At 43.7% G+C, this 15,912-nt stretch carries 13 protein-coding genes, 1 tRNA gene and 2 pseudogenes; 7 read left to right on the top strand and 9 right to left on the bottom strand.

Going from position 1 to position 15,912, the window contains the following annotated elements; all coding sequences use genetic code 11:
- The first annotated feature begins 17 nt into the window (after window positions 1–17).
- Window positions 18–701 (top strand): annotated as a pseudogene (locus PN466_RS04930) (COP23 domain-containing protein).
- A 224-nt stretch (window positions 702–925) separates the two neighbouring features.
- A complete protein-coding gene (locus PN466_RS04925; RefSeq protein WP_271937444.1) occupies window positions 926–3,274 on the top strand; it encodes a CHAT domain-containing protein in 2,349 nt (782 codons plus the stop codon).
- Between the two features lie 73 nt (window positions 3,275–3,347).
- On the opposite strand, the gene PN466_RS04920 is transcribed toward PN466_RS04925, so the two are convergent.
- The 4 genes from PN466_RS04920 to PN466_RS04905 all read right to left on the bottom strand — a co-directional run bounded on the left by PN466_RS04920 (window position 3,348) and on the right by PN466_RS04905 (window position 8,028).
- Entirely contained in the window at window positions 3,348–4,217 is an 870-nt protein-coding gene (locus PN466_RS04920; protein WP_278002993.1) for a (2Fe-2S) ferredoxin domain-containing protein, read from the bottom strand.
- A 13-nt stretch (window positions 4,218–4,230) separates the two neighbouring features.
- Window positions 4,231–4,818: a hypothetical protein gene (locus PN466_RS04915; RefSeq protein ID WP_271937441.1), complete on the bottom strand. Its 588-nt coding sequence runs from the start codon at window positions 4,816–4,818 to the stop codon at window positions 4,231–4,233.
- 107 nt (window positions 4,819–4,925) lie between these two features.
- Window positions 4,926–5,525, bottom strand: coding sequence for a DUF1997 domain-containing protein (locus PN466_RS04910; RefSeq protein ID WP_271937439.1), 600 nt, complete (start codon window positions 5,523–5,525; stop codon window positions 4,926–4,928).
- Between the two features lie 256 nt (window positions 5,526–5,781).
- Window positions 5,782–8,028, bottom strand: a complete 2,247-nt coding sequence (locus tag PN466_RS04905) for a transglycosylase domain-containing protein (RefSeq protein WP_271937438.1) — start codon at window positions 8,026–8,028, stop codon at window positions 5,782–5,784.
- A 171-nt stretch (window positions 8,029–8,199) separates the two neighbouring features.
- Here PN466_RS04905 and PN466_RS04900 point away from each other — a divergent pair, with 171 nt between their 5' ends.
- The gene (locus tag PN466_RS04900) at window positions 8,200–8,631 is read left to right on the top strand and encodes a phosphate-starvation-inducible PsiE family protein (protein WP_271937437.1); all 432 of its coding nucleotides are present in this window, start codon (window positions 8,200–8,202) and stop codon (window positions 8,629–8,631) included.
- Window positions 8,632–8,674: 43 nt separating this feature from the next.
- On the opposite strand, the gene bicA is transcribed toward PN466_RS04900, so the two are convergent.
- The 5 genes and pseudogenes from bicA to PN466_RS04875 all read right to left on the bottom strand — a co-directional run bounded on the left by bicA (window position 8,675) and on the right by PN466_RS04875 (window position 13,230).
- Window positions 8,675–10,366 (bottom strand): bicarbonate transporter BicA, encoded by a 1,692-nt coding sequence (gene bicA, locus PN466_RS04895; protein WP_271937435.1) that lies wholly within the window; start codon window positions 10,364–10,366, stop codon window positions 8,675–8,677.
- A gap of 81 nt (window positions 10,367–10,447) precedes the next feature.
- Entirely contained in the window at window positions 10,448–10,924 is a 477-nt protein-coding gene (gene lspA / locus PN466_RS04890; RefSeq protein WP_271937433.1) for a signal peptidase II, read from the bottom strand.
- A gap of 25 nt (window positions 10,925–10,949) precedes the next feature.
- Window positions 10,950–11,549: a biotin transporter BioY gene (locus PN466_RS04885; RefSeq protein WP_278002991.1), complete on the bottom strand. Its 600-nt coding sequence runs from the start codon at window positions 11,547–11,549 to the stop codon at window positions 10,950–10,952.
- A pseudogene (gene bioB, locus PN466_RS04880) lies at window positions 11,546–12,538 on the bottom strand (biotin synthase BioB); the annotation flags it as partial. The gene PN466_RS04885 and the pseudogene bioB, both read right to left, overlap by 4 nt.
- A gap of 170 nt (window positions 12,539–12,708) precedes the next feature.
- Window positions 12,709–13,230, bottom strand: coding sequence for a hypothetical protein (locus tag PN466_RS04875; RefSeq protein ID WP_271937430.1), 522 nt, complete (start codon window positions 13,228–13,230; stop codon window positions 12,709–12,711).
- Between the two features lie 304 nt (window positions 13,231–13,534).
- Between PN466_RS04875 and PN466_RS04870 the strand changes: the two genes are divergently transcribed.
- The 4 genes from PN466_RS04870 (at window position 13,535) to PN466_RS04855 (ending at window position 15,680) form a co-directional block, all read left to right on the top strand.
- A complete protein-coding gene (locus PN466_RS04870) occupies window positions 13,535–13,735 on the top strand; it encodes a 3'-5' exonuclease (RefSeq protein WP_271937429.1) in 201 nt (66 codons plus the stop codon).
- Window positions 13,710–13,781, top strand: a tRNA-Asn gene (locus PN466_RS04865). Before PN466_RS04870 ends, PN466_RS04865 begins: the two co-directional genes overlap by 26 nt.
- A gap of 282 nt (window positions 13,782–14,063) precedes the next feature.
- Complete coding sequence (locus tag PN466_RS04860; RefSeq protein ID WP_271937428.1) at window positions 14,064–15,134, top strand: hypothetical protein; 1,071 nt, start codon at window positions 14,064–14,066, stop codon at window positions 15,132–15,134.
- Between the two features lie 117 nt (window positions 15,135–15,251).
- A complete protein-coding gene (locus tag PN466_RS04855) occupies window positions 15,252–15,680 on the top strand; it encodes a hypothetical protein (RefSeq protein WP_271937426.1) in 429 nt (142 codons plus the stop codon).
- The last annotated feature ends 232 nt before the right edge of the window (window positions 15,681–15,912 follow it).

Raw genomic sequence — 15,912 nt, 5'->3', positions numbered from 1 at the left:
TCTATCCTGTCATAACTATGAGCAATAATCAGAAAAACCACTGGATTACATTAGCTACTGTACTAGGTGCAATTGCTGCTTTGATTACAGCTATTACTCCTTTTATTAAACCTGAGTCGGAACAACCTGTGACATCTGAACCCGTTCCAACTCAAAAAGTTGAGGTAAGTTCAGTTCCAGTATCTGGGGTTAGATTCTTTTGTGGAACTGGTGAATATCAAGGTAGAAGTATTCCTGCAACAATTGTGGAAAATCCTCAATCAAATGAAGAAATAATTGTTATTCTTTGGAAGTTAGATAATGATTTTTTTGGTGAAAATTACCCGCCAGAACAACGATGTAAAATGGTTTCGTAGCGGTTTCAAAATATATATAATAGAGATGGATTGAAGTATATTGTTGCTACTTGGGAAACATGGGTTCCTAATCGGAATATTCCGGTAGTATGTGGGGTTAAACAAATGAGGGCTTCATGCAAGAATGAGGATTTACTGTTCACTTTAGAGTCTAGTGACGATCCAGATTTAGTGGTGCAAGATTTGATTAACCGCCGTCAATTCCCAAGTGAAAAACCTGAATTATTAAGAGGAGAAGAACCTCCTGATACTTTTGCTGAAGGTAAACGAGTTTATTACAATTTTTATGATGTTTTGAATAGGTTAAAGCCGCAGGAAAATCATCGAGATAACCCTGCTTTTTAATGATGTTTTTTCATAATTAGATAACAATTATGAATAGGTTATAAGATTTTATTCTAGGGTTTTTATCTCCAAAATCAAGCAAAATTTAGAGAGAGAAAGGAAAGTTGTATGTCTTTTTTGAGAAGTAAGTGTTTTCTGATAGCTAAATTTCATAAATGTTAATTACTTAATTGTGTGCAATTGTACTCTATTCAATTATTTTTCAACCTAAAGAGGTGTTAATTATGAAGCTTTATCAGTTCACAACAACGGTAATAATTACCTTAGTTTCTATTCTTGGTAATCCTCTAGAAAGTTTTAGTCAAAAGAAGCCTTTTATTCCCTCAGCTTTAGCACAAGATTCGTGGGTTAATTCTCCTAATCGAATAGAAATAACAGAAAAAATATCAGATAGAGAAATTGGTAGGGTTTTAATGTATATTATAAACAAAAGGCAATTTAATGCACCTATCTCTGAAGCAGACAAACAAGCTATTATAGAAGACTTAGAACAAATTGAAGCCCTGAAAAAAAATATTTTTGCAATTGACTCAAACATATGCACGGGCTATAACATTGCTGAAGCTTGGGAAAAGGCAATTAAAGCGTGTAAAAGAGACTTAAGAAAGGGAGGTGTTCCACATATTTTTCACCCAATACATGAAGCTTACGTTGGTGCAAAAAAATACAAAAAAGCAATTAATTCTCTGAAAAAGTCTCTACATGTTGAGTCTGATAATCGCGGACATTCATATGTGTCGTATAGACAGCTAGGAGCAATTTATTTTCAATTAGGCAACTATGCTGAAGCAACTAGACAGTATCAAAAGGCAATAGATTCAATAGAAAAATACCAAGATCAATTCAGTTGTCAAACTTGTGTTGACGATCCATTTTCCTCTAGAATTTCTTACATTCAGTCAAGTTTGGGATTCTCATTACTGCAACAAGGCAAAATAGATGCAGCCGAGAAAAAGTTTTTAGAGGCTATGAAAAATGATAGAAAATCATGGAATAAAACAATCGTAAATCTCCTAGAGAGATTTGCCGGCAGTGGTGGTTCATGGGATAACCATCTATTCGGAGAAGCTGGACTATTTAGTTATGGGTTAACAGAGTTACGAATTCAACAGAAAAAATATACAGAAGCTTTAGAATTTGCTGAATATGGTCGTACTCGTATTCTCTCTTATCTAATCGATAAAAATAAAGAATCGTCTATAAGTATTGATGAAATTAAAGCTATTGCCAAGGAGCAAAATGCAACATTAGTTAAATATTTAACACCTGTAAGTATTAATGCTTTTGGCATAAACCCAACCTATGAACCCAAACTTTATATCTGGATAGTTAAACCTACAGGAGAAGTCCATTTTGTTCGGGAAGATTTCAGTTTAATCGACTCTAAATATAATCGTATTTTATCTAACAATCATTCGATAAATTCCGACAAAAGATCCAACTCATTTTCTCATCTTGCGATCTTTATTATCCTACTAATTCCTCTTTCTGGAACTTATCTATTCTTCAAATTTCCTCATCAACGAAAACTCATTTTAATTAGCAGTCTTGGCACCGCTATTGTCACTACTGGTACTATCATAATTAACCAAACTACTACGACTTCCAGCAATCAAAACTCAGAAATTTCTTTAGCTAATCTTTCGATAAACACTTTTGCCAGTGTCAGAGGAAGTGCAACAAAAGATTTACCAGAATCTGAAATAGGCAGTAACTGTCAAAGCAAAGAAGAAAAACAACAAATGATTATCATTGATGATTGTTTAAAAGAAGCGCACAAAATTTTGATAGAACCGATAGCCCAACTATTACCTAAAAACCCAGAAGAAGAAGTGATTATTATTCCCGACGGCGAGCTATTTCGAGTTCCATTTGCCGCCCTCACAGGAAAGGATAATAAATACCTAATTCAAAAACATACCCTGCGAATATCTCCCTCTATTAAACTTCTGCAAATTACTCAACAACAAAAAGCTAAAAAAGCTCCAAACTTATCCAATCAAAACTTAGTAGTTGGTAATCCAGTTATGCCGATAGGCAACAATGGTGAACAACTCAAAGCTTTACCCGATGCTGAAAAAGAGGCAGAAGCGATCGCTCAATTATTAGATACAACTGCCATTACAGGCACAAGAGCAACAAAATCCAGAATTACTAGACTAATGCCTAATGCCAACATCATCCATCTAGCTACTCATGGCAATCCATTTAGTTTAGCTTTTGCTCCTTCAGGGCAAGATCTAGGGTTTTTAGGAGAACACGAAATTTATAACTTTGACTTGACAGCAGATTTAGTGGTCTTAAGTGCTTGCGAAACTGGGTTAGGAGAGATTACTACCGATGGAGTTGTCGGTATTGCCCGTCCGTTTGTTGGAGCAGGAGTTCCCAGTGTAGTTATTTCTTTATGGCAAGTTCCTGATGAAGCAACTTCCAAATTAATGGTAGATTTCTACAAAAATCTGCAAGCTGGAGAAAACAAAGCTCAAGCACTCCGACAAGCAATGTTAACCACAATGGAAGAATATTCCGAACCAGGTTACTGGGCAGGATTTTTTCTAGTGGGCGAATCTTAATACCGAGTCTCATTAATTAATCACAGAACTTACGCAAAATAACCAAGAAACCAGGTTCCTGCGTAAGTTTCAATTAGTTCGGCGGATAGAGATGTTTAGAGACTGGGTTACCCTCAATAACATGGTCTTGGACAATTTGCTTGGCCACCTCTGGGGTAACGCGGGTGTACCAGGTTCTATCTCCAGAGTAAAAGACGACGGGGCCAAGTTTACAGACCTCTAAGCAGCCAGCATTCATAACCGTGACCTCAGTACCGGTTTCTTCTACGGCTTGCTGGAGAGCGTCATAAATGGGTTTCCACTGGCGCGAGGGGTAGCAGCGACTGGAGCGACAGACAGAAAGGTAAGGACGTTTCAGGGGGTTGTGGTTGTAGGGAATGGGTTGATTTCCTAACACATAAATCTGGCGTAATTCTTCGTACAAACTTAGCTTTTCTAACTGAGGTTTACCCAGGGGTAAAAGGTCTTCATCTTCCCCTAAAAATGGATTGGGTAAAAATAAATTCATCATTTTTTCTCCCGCCCCATTCCAAAACTGAATCCCCCAACTGCGGGGTTGTCCCTTTTCATTCAGGCGACGGTACAGTGAGGCTCGCTGAATGAGTCGTTGTTGGCGCAGTTCTGGGGGCGTTTTGCACAGGGGGCCGCCTAGGTGTTCTTCGAGACACAGATGCAAGTGCCAGGCTTGGGTGACGACGGTAAGATAGCCATCATAGAGAATACAGATTTTGGGTGCTTCGGTAAATTCGAGTTCTAAGACACTTCCTTCGACAACATGACCAATTTGCACGTCTTGCCAGCGCTCTTGAAATAGGGTGTAGAGTAGAGGCCCAGTAACATCGATGGTGCAAGGCAAGTCTTCATATTCGATCTGGTGTCCTCCATAGAGGGGTTCAACGGTTCGATGGTTCAGGGGAGTTACCCAAGGGGAAAAGTGTGTCATTTTTCTGAGCCGTTTATTGCGGATGAGTTTTGGATAAGGTAACATTTTGGGTACGCCAGAGTAAGAGGTTGTACCCAAGAGCGATCGCTCCTCCCCAAGTCATTTGTTTGACAAATAATCGCCAAACGATCGCCGAGTCCATAAAATGACCGTCACTGAGCAGAGGATAGGCCAATAAAATCAGACCTTGATACAGAACAAAACCACCAATAAGGGCAATCAAATTCCAGAGGAGATGACCAACCCAAGTATGCTGGCTAAAGGTCGGTTTTTGACTGGCAAAGAAGGCAACGCTGAGGGTTCCTATTCCCATAAGCGCCCCCCAGGTGAAGGCACTTCCAGAGAGGGGATACCCTCGGATAGCAAAGCCAATGAGTTGATTGATCGACCAAATCATCGCTGAAATGGCGATCGCCTTTCGCTTCTGTAATATCACCCCACTCATAGCAGCAAAAGCGACGAGAGGAACATGGGCATAAATGATATTGCTGGCGGTTCCGAGGGCCAAGAGGACACAAGGGGTAAGATAATGAAGAGAGAGAGCGCGCCAAGCCTGGCTAAAACTGGAGAGATGGGTCTGAGCTTCTGGATAAAGTTTCATCTTTGAAGATGCCCCTAAGTGTTCGTACCATTATCTTAGCCCTAAAGCGATCGACGTTTCCCGTTAATAATAGGTAATCAGCGATCCCCCTATTCTCATCAGGAGGACTAAGCCTGATTGGGGTTAACCAAGGCTTCTAAGTTGGCAGCATTGGATGGCTGAGGATTATCCAAGGATTGGCTATTCTGTACCCAGTGGCGATAATCCCACAGCAGTTGATGCATCAAACGCTGTTTAATGGTTAAAAGGACACTTCCGAGTAATCCATTCCCCGTATTTTCCATGATATAAGGTGGGGTGAGATTCAAGGGGGGTGGCAGTTCTACTTGCACGACTAAATTGGCTTTTCCATGAAGAGTTGTGCGATCGCCACATTGTTGAGGGCAAAGTTTACCTTTTAAGTCTAGATGAAACCGTTGATTAATATATTCAATACCTCGAATGTGACAATTGACCGATTGCAATTGTACATTTCCGTGAGCATCTGCCCAAACCTTGAGGTCTACCGTCGGTTGGAAGGTAAACATCATAAACGTCAAAGGACGCATTTTCAGCCGAAAAATTTCGTCACTTAAGTGTTCAATTTGACTTTCAGCAGTTAAGGCATTAACGAGACGTTTGGGTTGCCGTAGATAATGCTGAATGGGAATCGGTTGGGGCGGAACATTGAGGTTAACCGATTGAGTGGCACTAAATTGGGTGGTCATGGATGGGTTATTAATGTGCTGATGTAAATTTATTTTACAAAATTCTCACAATTCTAGTGGGGAGCCAGAACCGAGAAAACAACTCGCTACTCAATACAGAGCATTGTTGGAACTATAAATGCTGGATTTTAGTTGCAGATATCATACCCTGTCCTGTATGAAGAATTCAGGCTTTATTGTTAATTTTTATTGACTTAACTCAATAATTCTCATGATCGCCGATAATCGATCGCAATCAACAAGCCAGGCGAGTCTGTCAATCCATCAAATCCCCCATATAATCCCCCCAAACCTGAGCTGCTTGAGCGCTACTGCCATAGGTCGGTGTATTATCATCATTTCCTAACCAAATCCCCGTCACCCAACTGCGACTAGGAATATAGCCAACAAACCACAGATCCACCCCATTATTGGTTGTTCCCGTTTTTCCTGCTTCTCCCCATCCCAAATACGCATTACCTCCAGTGCCCTGACTCACCACTCCTTGTAACAACGCAGTCATGGTTTTCGCGACTTCCGGGGAAAGTACGGAGTAATTCTCTTTCGGATCTTGGGCATAATCATAAATCACCCGACAGGTATCCATTTGATTAGGTACAGCACAGTCACTACTGTCCAGAATGCGGCGAATAGCATGGGGGCGATGGTATACTCCAGAATTGCCAAAAACAGCAAATGCACCGGTCATTTCTAGGGGGGTAACTTCACTTTGTCCCAGGATTAAACCAGGAACCGCCTTTAAGTCAGCATTGATACCCAACATCCGAGCCATACGCACCACATCATTTAATCCCGCATCCTGAGCGATACGCAGAGCCACCGAATTTTCCGATTGGGCCATGGACACGGCCATATCGATCTCCCCGCCACTGCGCTCGCAGCCCCTATAGGATTGACCTTGCCAAGTAAAAGGGGCGCAGGAATAGGTTTTCCAAGGGGAAATGCCCTCTTCTAGAGCAGCAGCATAGGCAAATACTTTAAAGGTCGATCCAGGTTGACGATAGGCTTGCACAGCCCGATTAAATTGACTCTCGCGATAATTTTTACCGCCGGATAAGGCTAGAATTTCTCCGGTTTGACTATCGAGGGTAACCAGCGCGCCCTGGTCAAAATTAAAATTTTCGCCGGTGGTGGCGATCGCCTGTTCCAGATTTTGCTCGGCAATTTCTTGCATCTGCGGATCTAAACCGGTTTCAATAATAAAATTGCCCTCTCGCGCCAAACCTGTACCTAATAATTCCTCCAATTCCATAAACACATAATCATGGAAATAGGGAGCAATAGAGCGATTAAACTGTTCTAGGGCCTTGGGGTTAACTTGAATGCGCGATCGCCTCGCTCGGTTCGCTTCCTCTACGGAAATCATCCCCAATTTTTCCATCCGATACAACACCCCATCCCGTTGACGAATCGCTGCCTGATAATCTCGAATCGGATTAAAACTATTGGGAGCCGGTAACATTCCCACTAAAGTTGCTGCTTCAGAAAGGGTGAGATCCCTGGCTGACTTACCCAAATAATACTGCGCCGCATCTTCAAAACCATAGTTTGCACCCCCAATAAAAATCCGATTCAGATAGGTGAGGAGCAAGGTATCCTTACTATAAAAGGTCTCTAATTTCAGAGCGACGATCGCCTCCCGCAGCTTACGACCGGCTGTATCAGATGTACCCACATACTCCCGAAACAAACTGCGAGCCAACTGTTGGGTAATGGTGCTTCCCCCTTGTTGAATTCCTCCCCCTCTCAAATTCGCTCGAATCGCCCGAAGTGTACCAATAGGATCGACCCCAAAATGCCAATAAAAGCGGCTATCTTCCGAAGCAATCAGAGCTTTAGCCAGATGGGGGGAAAACTCAGAAAGGCGAGGGAGTTCTAAGTGAGCTTGATTGGTGGGAGGCACGAGTGGGGTTTCATTATCCCGTGCATACACAATCACCGGTCCTTGAATATTGCGAGGCAAAGGAGAAATATTAACTTTTTGCCATTCCATTAAAATGGCGAGCGTCAGCAAAGCGGTTAAACCTCCCAACCCATAGGCACTATAGCGCAGCACCTGAATCGGCCAAGGGGGGGGATTGGTATAGCGCAGGGTAACCGAAGCTTGTAATTCTGGGGGGCCCAGCGTCAGGAGAGCGCCATGATAAAGGCGCATTTCCGGCACTTTTCGCCGCCCCCGATAGATACCATTCGTTGCCCCCTCGTCTTTAATCGTAAACCCTTGTTTTGAGTCCCGAATCAAGGAACAATGGATCTGGCTCACGACCGGGTTCCGAATCACAATATCGCAGGATTTTGAAGAGCGTCCAATTAGAATGCGATCGCCCAATAGGGGATATTCCTCGGGCGCTTCTCCTTCCGTCTCCTCCACCATCAGTTTAGCCACCCGGGCCTTTGGTTTCAGGGCCAGTTGTGCAAGTTGAACTTTTGCTTGGATCGTTTGCGCGACTTGGGTCAGTGTACCCAGAAGGTTATTCGGAGGGCCAGGAGGTTGAGAACTCATAGGTTGCCTTAGTTAAATCAGTTCGGAGGAGATACGACTCTCTCTAATTTAACTGATGTTTCTCTCTAGCTAAAAGTTCTCGATTCTTTATACCTAGGGCCATCATCTCCTGCAATAACTCTGAGTCTACCCGTTAACAACTTTAAACCTGACTATCTTTAAGAGGAGAGTATGAATCGATTGATTAAAATCATGAAGAAGTTTTTAGAGACGTTTGAACGTCTTATTGCCTTCTTTTTGTTGTTAATGCTGGTTTTTGTTGTTTTTTTAGGTACGATCGAATTAGGTTTTATATTATTTGAGCAAATGCAAAACAAGCCTCATTTCTTATTGCTCAATATCCAAGAAATTCTAAAAATATTTGATTATTTTTTATTGATTATCATTGGCTTAGAACTGATTGAAGCCACTAAAGTCTATCTGGAAGAAGAAGTCATCCATGTGGAAATCATTTTCCTGGTGGCCATGGTGGCGATCGCCCGCAAAGTGATTATCCTCGATATCAGTAAGTTCCATCCCCTCGTTCTATTCGGTATTTCTTCCATCATCCTCGCTCTAACCATTGGGTTCTACTTTTTAATCAAGACCCTCAAGCCCAAATAAGGGGCTGGGGGCCCCTTGCTTTCCCCAGAATCGATAGGGAGTATTAAAGAGAAATGGTATTCGAGGCTTGTTTTTGCCGGACTATGTGTAAACCTTCCTTCAGGGCGGTTAGGCGATCGCCCATCCAGCGATCGCCGGGAATTAAGCCAGCAATACCGAGCTTTTCTAAACGACGTTTCACCTTTCCGGTTGCTCCAACTACAATCACATCTCGTCCATCATCGATCGCCTCTTGGATCGCATTTTCGATCGCCAAAGAAGAAGTAACACCAAGAATCGGCACTTCACTCAAATCGACAATCAACACATCATAACTCCCAATCGCACCATGTTCTCTGGAAATCGCTTTCGCTACCCCAAAAATCATCGGCCCGCTCAAATGGAACAGCAAAACCCGACCATTAGCCGCATCTAAAATTCCCTTTTCTTCCTGACTCATTACGATTTGATCGTCGGCATCAGTAATCGCTTTGACAGACTGAGATTGCAGTTCATCCAGACGTTCAATGGTTAAAATATTGGCGATGAAAACGCCCACCGCTACCGCCACCATTAAATCCACGAACACCGTCAGAAGAACCACACTATAAACAATTCCAGCAGCCTTCCAAGAAATTGTATGAACCCGTTTTAGGAAGCCCCAATCAATAATATCAATCCCCACTTTTAAGACGATTCCGGCTAAAACAGCTAAAGGAATTCCTGAAGTTAACGGGGCTGCCCATAACACCACAATTAATAAGGCTAAGGCGCGACTAATTCCCGCTAAAGCAGTCCGTCCCCCAGCTTGAATACTGACCACAGTGGCCGTTGTTGCCCCAGAACCCGCAATGCCCCCACATAAACCGGTAATTAAATTGGCAACCCCTTGACCGATTAATTCCTTATTGGATTTATGTTCAGTCCGAGTCAAACTATCCGAGACTAAACAGGTCAAGAGGCAATCAATGGAGCCAACCATACCTAAAACCATCGCATTCACAAACATTAACCGCAAAGTGCCTGGGGTAAATGTCGGCATGTGCAGTTCCGGCAAACCGGGAGTGATTTCTCCAATAGTGGCGATCGTGCGGATATCAATATCTCTAAAAAACATCAAAGAGATGCCCGTTCCAATCACCAAAGCCACCAGTTGAGGCGGCATGAGTTTTTTCAGTTGTGTGGGATAAAAGAACAAAATTCCTAAAGTAATCCATCCTAAAAAGGTTTCCCAGGGACTGATATTAGAAATTAAATCAGGGAATGCTTTAATTACCCCAAGAACCCCTCCTGGTGGGGTTTGTTGACCGATAAACGGGGCAATTTGCAGAAAAATCAGAATCACACCAATTCCGGTCATAAACCCCGAAATGACGTTATAGGGAAGCATTGTAATATACTTCCCCAGTCGCAGGATACCGAAGAGAATTTGAAAAACTCCTGCCATCATCACCACGGTAAAAGCCATGGCCAGACCCGTTTCTGGGCTATCTGGATTGTTGGCCATTAATTCGGCAATTACTGCTGTCACAATAACCGTCATCGGGCCGGTAGGCTCGGAGATCAGGCTGGGAGTACCGCCAAATAAAGCCGCGAAAAATCCGATTAAGATCGCCCCCCATAACCCCGCAGAAGCGCCAGCACCGGAGGCAATTCCAAAAGCAAGGGCCATCGGTAAGGCAACGACGGCGGCAGTTAGCCCCCCAAAAATATCCCCTTTGAGGTTTCGGAAGTGGATGGTATTGGTAATTTGCATCAAACGTTTTCCTTTATCAAAAGCTGCATCAATTGCTATAGAACTTACCCAATCACCATACCGGAAGATTGGCTCTGGGTATTAAGCCTTTTTCTTGGTTCTCATTTCCGGATAAATTGTAGCGATTAACAAACAAATAATACCGATATTAATGGCGACATCCGCTAAATTAAAGACCGGAAAGCGAATCAATCGAAAATCGAGAAAATCCACCACATACCCAGCCACAAACCGGTCAATGCCATTGCCTAAAGCTCCTCCTAAAATAAAGCCATAACCCGCCTGTTCCCAGCGTGTCATTTTTGGCCCATACCAGGCCAAAGCCATGAGAGCTAAACTTACCCCTAAGGATAGCCAACGCAACCATTCTCCATTTTCGCTAAATAAGCTAAAGGCAGCGCCATAATTGCGGACGTATGTAAAATGAAAAACACCGGGTATGAGCGGCCAACTCTCATGTAATTCAAAATTCTGGATCGTCCAAAACTTAGCTAGGTGATCCAATATTAAACTAATTAACGCCAATATCCAAAATAAGGGATTTTTCTTGAATTTCATCGAGCAAGTTAGCTGTATTATTCATTTAATAAAACATCAAATGGCGCAAGAGGTAAGCAATGACTGTCGCTGCACAAGCAACAACCAGTTGTCCGGGAAGGGGAAATAGAGAATATTGTATAATTGTATTTAAGAGCTGTTGGCTGCTTTCTGGAGTCCAGGAAAATAGCTCAGTCAAACTTAAATATAAGATACCCGTCAGATGAATACTGACTAATCCTCCCAGGCAACTCAGGGCTAAGAATTCCAGGCGTGGAGGGAAGCGAAACGCCAAAACACCACAAATCCATGCTCCAGGAATGAATCCGAGCAAATAGCCAAAGGAGGGTTCTTTAAGATAACCTAATCCTCCTCCTTGGGAAAATACAGGAAACCAGGTTAAGCCCATGATTAAATAGCCGATTTGAGATAAAACTCCGGCTTTTTTACCTCCCATGCACCCCACTAATAAAACGCCTCCAATCTGATAGGTTACACCGAGGGAATGGAGGGATAAAAGATGGTCTTGAAAAGACCACATGGGGGAGGCAATAAAGGCTTCTAAAAAGGTTCCCCCAATGGTAAGAAGCAGGCCAATAAATGCCCACAACAGTTCATTTAAATGAATCACATTGCTGGATTTCAATGCCCTCCAGGAATGGGGGCTTCTCCCCCTTCAAGTCCTAAAGAAGCGAGCATTTGATGGTCAGCTTCTGGAGGTTGTCCTAGGGTGGTGAGATAGTGACCAATGAGCAGGGCGTTAATGCCAGCTTGCAGTCCTAGGGCTTGCAGTTCTCCCATGACGGTTTCCCGTCCACCGGCATAGCGGATGATTTGTTCGGGTAGGATAAGGCGGAAAATAGCGATCGCCTTCAGAGCTTCGTAGGGATCGAGTCGGGAACGTTCCCCTAAGGGCGTTCCTTGGCGGGGATTCAGTAGATTTAAGGGCACAGATTCTACGTCTAATTCCCGGAGGGAGAGGGCTAAATTGACCCGGTCTTCCCAGCTTTCCCCCATGCCTAAAATACCGCCAGCACAGGCTTGAATGCCAACGGCTTTGAGGTTTTTGATCGTTTCCACGCGATCGCGCCATTGGTGGGTACTGACGATGGAGGGGAAAAAGTCCTCAGAGGCTTCTAGGTTATGGTTATAGCGAGTGACTCCAGCCTCTTTAAGGGCCTGAGCTTGTTCTGGGGTGACTTCACCGAGGGCACAACAGGGCTTAATGTCGGTTTGGTCAATAATTTGACGAACGGTTTCTAAAACCTGTTCAAATTCTTGAGATTTGGGAGAGCTATATTTTGGCCCCCGTCCCTGACTCACCAGACAGAACCGTTTAGCGCCTGCGGCTGCGGCTGCTTTGGCTTGGGCTAAAATTTCTTCTGTGGATTTGAGTCCGTAAATGGGGGAATCTTTGCCTGGATGGTGAGCAGACTGGGCACAAAAGCCACAGTTTTCCGAACAACTACCCGATTTAACGTTGCCGATACTGCACAGATCTACCACATTACCACAGCATTCTTGACGCACGCGATCGGCTGCGGCACATAGTAAGAGGATGTTGTCCTGACCTTGAATTTGCGTCAGTTCCAGAGCTTCTTCTTGAGTAAGCCGTTTTCCGTTAATAATCCGATCGCTGAGGCGATCGAGCCATACCGCTAATGAGGATTCATTAGGGAGAGTAGCGGGGTTATGGGATCGCCCTAACCCCTGAGATGAATTTGATAATGGTGCTTGAACCACGTCCAGCCCCTGTACTTAAGTAATAGTAATGCAATTGAATTGTATCACTACACTTGGCCCCACTAAAATCTCAACCCAATTCCCCCTTGCAGAGAAACGGCAGTTTCTCCTGTGTTTCGATAGGCATCGAAGGCAATGACCGCATTACCAAAAATCACCGCATTACTCGATGGAATCATGTAATCAATCCCTGGTTGTAGGGCAAAGCCGTTTTGATTGCCCAAGGGTGAAACATTATTCCCATTGGCAAAGGAATAGCCTGCACCAATATAGGCATCGGTTTGCCAGTTGAGAGGAAAATCGTAGGATACGGTGGGAACGACTGCTGCCGATCCACCCAAAATAAACCCTTGTACTCGCATGGAGAGGGGAATTTCTAGGAATTTGTAGCGCACGGCAATGACTCCTGCAATTTGCCGGTTAGCATTCCCCCCTTCAACCAAACCAACAGCAGGCCCAACACCGATATAACTGCCATAGGCGGCTTGTGCTTGGGCGGGCTGGGGGTTAAAACTGAGCGTTCCGAGGGCAGTTCCGAGAGCGATCGCTCCTACGCCTAGGATCTTTTGTAAATAATGCTTCATAATCTACACTCCTCAATTCAACGGTAGGTGAACCCATTGATGCTTTCTGAGTTTAACGTAATTTTTGTTCAATTGAGATACTCCCATTGCTCCTTTCAATCCACTACCCATTCAGGCAAGTTTCTAGCTTATGGCCTTATTCTGCTGTTGCCAACGAGTCTTCTACAGTTAGATCTGGAACTCGCAGCATATCGGTAGTCGTGAGAGAGCAAAACTAATTCTCTAACCGTAGCGATCGCGGTTGGATGCTATCTGTTGGCGACCCAAGGCAGGCTATCATGGGCTTCGCAGGGGCTGACTGTTAATGGAACAACCCAAGGATAGGGTGGATGCCATTCACTCCATCTACGAATCTCATCCCGAGTCACAATCGATCGAAAATCTGGGAAAGGCGATCGACGCGCTATTTTCTGATGATATTTCTCCCATCACTCTTTGCACGGTTCACCGAGCTAAGGGGCTGGAGAGCGATCGCGTTTTCATTAGTAGCTCAATGGTAGAGTGATCGGCTGTTAACCGATAGAATGTTGGTTCGAGTCCAATCTGGGGAGTTCTTTTGTGCTACAACCTCAATCACCTGTAATATGACCCAGCTTTACCTATTCACTCCTGATAGGGTAACCTTGAAAAAGGTTGTTTTTAGGTTGTAGGTTCTCTTGTCTTGGCGATGAGGAGGTGAAAGACCTTTTACCGCCAGTTTTTCAGGCAATGCGGATGAAAGGACTTGAACCTGACCTACTTCTTAGGGCTAACGCCATTTGAATAGCTAAAAGCCTTCCTCTACATATATTTCACGCACTGAACCTTGAAAATGTGTTGAAAGGGTGTTGAACATGGACACCTATGTAAAACAGACCTGGAGCTTGGTGAATGAGTATTTTCACTCTAATCAGATTGACATCTCCAAGCAGGTAGACCACGAACTGGTAAGGTCTTACCTTAAAGCTTGCCAGAAGAGTACCCCCAAGGGCGTTCGTATTGTCAGTAGCGGTAACCGGTTGTATCTCCGATTCAAGACAGCTACCAAGGCAACAACGGCTAATAATGGTTGCAATGAAGACTTTACTCGCGATGGTTGCGTCAATGCTCTGGCTAAGGCGATCGCCGTTTCGGACAAACTCAAAACCCTTGAGTCAGAGTCCGAATTCTGGGAATGGTACGAGTCAGAAATCAAAGGGACTAAAACCCTTGTTGATGATTGCCTAACTATTGGCGATGCCATTGAGATTGTGAAGAAAAACTATCTTTCAGGCTATGACAAGTGCGGTAGGGACAGGAGTGATGAGAAACTTCAGACTAATACTCTGAGTATTTACAGCAAGACCTATCAGGTCTATTTTAAGAAGCTAAACCCCAAGCTTAGGCTTACTGGGGAAAACATCATCTCTGAGATTACTCGCAATTGGAATGAACTTCATCAGAAGAAAACCAAAGGATTCAAAAATGCTTACACAGCTTGCTGTAAGCTTCTGAGAGATTGCAAACTTTCTGCTGAGTTAGATAAGGTAACAAGTCACTTTGGAACTATTCGAGTAGTCACCAAAAACAAGGAACAAACCATTGACATTAAATCTTTTTTAGATTTCAGGGATAGGGTTTTAGGACTCAATGGTTATGAGTTAACAGGTAAACAACAGAAAGCTTTGGATAAACGTAGGTCATGGTTTAAGGCATTCTGCTTTAACTTGATTTACGGTTTTAGGGCATCTGAATTTAAATCTATTCTCAATCTTGACAAACCTGTCAAGAGAGGAGATAAGGTTTTCCTGGCACTCTATGACCCAGAGAACCTAGAAAACCTTATAGTTTTGGGTGATGGGTTTTGGGTCACTGATGACAGTGGAAGACACCACTGGATAACCATTAAAACTGGAGGGCGAATATCTGCCCCAACAATTCAATGAGATTAGGATAATCTCATTGAATTGTTGGATATTAAAAGTCCAGAAATACCAATGCCCGAATGCACTCCTAAAGCAGACTCTCCACCAAGTACCATTAAGGATATTGTCTCTAGGAGAATGAACACTGTTCTATTACGGTATATAACTCAAGTAGGCGGTCAAGGTTTCACCCAAACTCATGCCCTGCGCCATCTGGCAAATTACCATGGCACAATTGCTGGTTTGACGACCAAACAACGGTCATGGTCTTTAGGACATTCTGACCACATGAATGACTCTTATTATGGACACCTTTCTGTTAGCTCTGAAGTAGAACTAATGACCTCTGACATTAGCGGTAATCAGAGAGTTAGGGAACTTGAATTAAAACTCAAGGAAGCCTACTCCAAGATTGACTCCCTAGAGGAAACCATCCTCTTCCTGAAGAAGGAAAACGCCAGACTCAATGAACCCCTGGGAGGAAATGATAACCTCCCTAGGATTGGCTCTCCTGCCTCTCCTTCCATGCCAAGTAGCCAGCTCTGGCCTCTTGCCTCCAGGGATTAGACCGCGAACTGTGAAGTTCCTGTAACTGCTTTCTCTTCGCCTGAGACATTTTGGGGCATTTATACCCTTGTGCTTCAAGTCCAGCCTCTATCTCCAGCAACTTCTTTCTCCCCACCTGGTAAATTTTTCCTGAATCGGTTTTCAACACTTGCCTGATAATTTGTGAGCGGCACATCTCCCCAGATATCAACAACTCTTTAGCCCGACTGATTTGCTCGTCAGAGAAAATATG

The sequence above is a fragment of the Roseofilum reptotaenium CS-1145 genome (genome assembly GCF_028330985.1).
GTDB classification, from domain to species: domain Bacteria; phylum Cyanobacteriota; class Cyanobacteriia; order Cyanobacteriales; family Desertifilaceae; genus Roseofilum; species Roseofilum reptotaenium.
This window is presented reverse-complemented; position numbering and strand designations above follow the sequence as displayed.

Coding starts and splice junctions, on each gene's coding strand:
- PN466_RS04875 (WP_271937430.1), bottom strand. CDS start 13,230: ATGAAGCATTATTTACAAAAGATCCTAGGCGTAGGAGCGATCGCTCTC.
- PN466_RS04855 (WP_271937426.1), top strand. CDS start 15,252: ATGAACACTGTTCTATTACGGTATATAACTCAAGTAGGCGGTCAAGGT.
- bicA (WP_271937435.1), bottom strand. CDS start 10,366: ATGCAAATTACCAATACCATCCACTTCCGAAACCTCAAAGGGGATATT.
- PN466_RS04900 (WP_271937437.1), top strand. CDS start 8,200: ATGAATCGATTGATTAAAATCATGAAGAAGTTTTTAGAGACGTTTGAA.
- PN466_RS04860 (WP_271937428.1), top strand. CDS start 14,064: ATGGACACCTATGTAAAACAGACCTGGAGCTTGGTGAATGAGTATTTT.
- PN466_RS04905 (WP_271937438.1), bottom strand. CDS start 8,028: ATGAGTTCTCAACCTCCTGGCCCTCCGAATAACCTTCTGGGTACACTG.
- PN466_RS04915 (WP_271937441.1), bottom strand. CDS start 4,818: ATGAAACTTTATCCAGAAGCTCAGACCCATCTCTCCAGTTTTAGCCAG.
- lspA (WP_271937433.1), bottom strand. CDS start 10,924: ATGAAATTCAAGAAAAATCCCTTATTTTGGATATTGGCGTTAATTAGT.
- PN466_RS04870 (WP_271937429.1), top strand. CDS start 13,535: ATGGAACAACCCAAGGATAGGGTGGATGCCATTCACTCCATCTACGAA.
- PN466_RS04910 (WP_271937439.1), bottom strand. CDS start 5,525: ATGACCACCCAATTTAGTGCCACTCAATCGGTTAACCTCAATGTTCCG.
- PN466_RS04920 (WP_278002993.1), bottom strand. CDS start 4,217: ATGACACACTTTTCCCCTTGGGTAACTCCCCTGAACCATCGAACCGTT.
- PN466_RS04925 (WP_271937444.1), top strand. CDS start 926: ATGAAGCTTTATCAGTTCACAACAACGGTAATAATTACCTTAGTTTCT.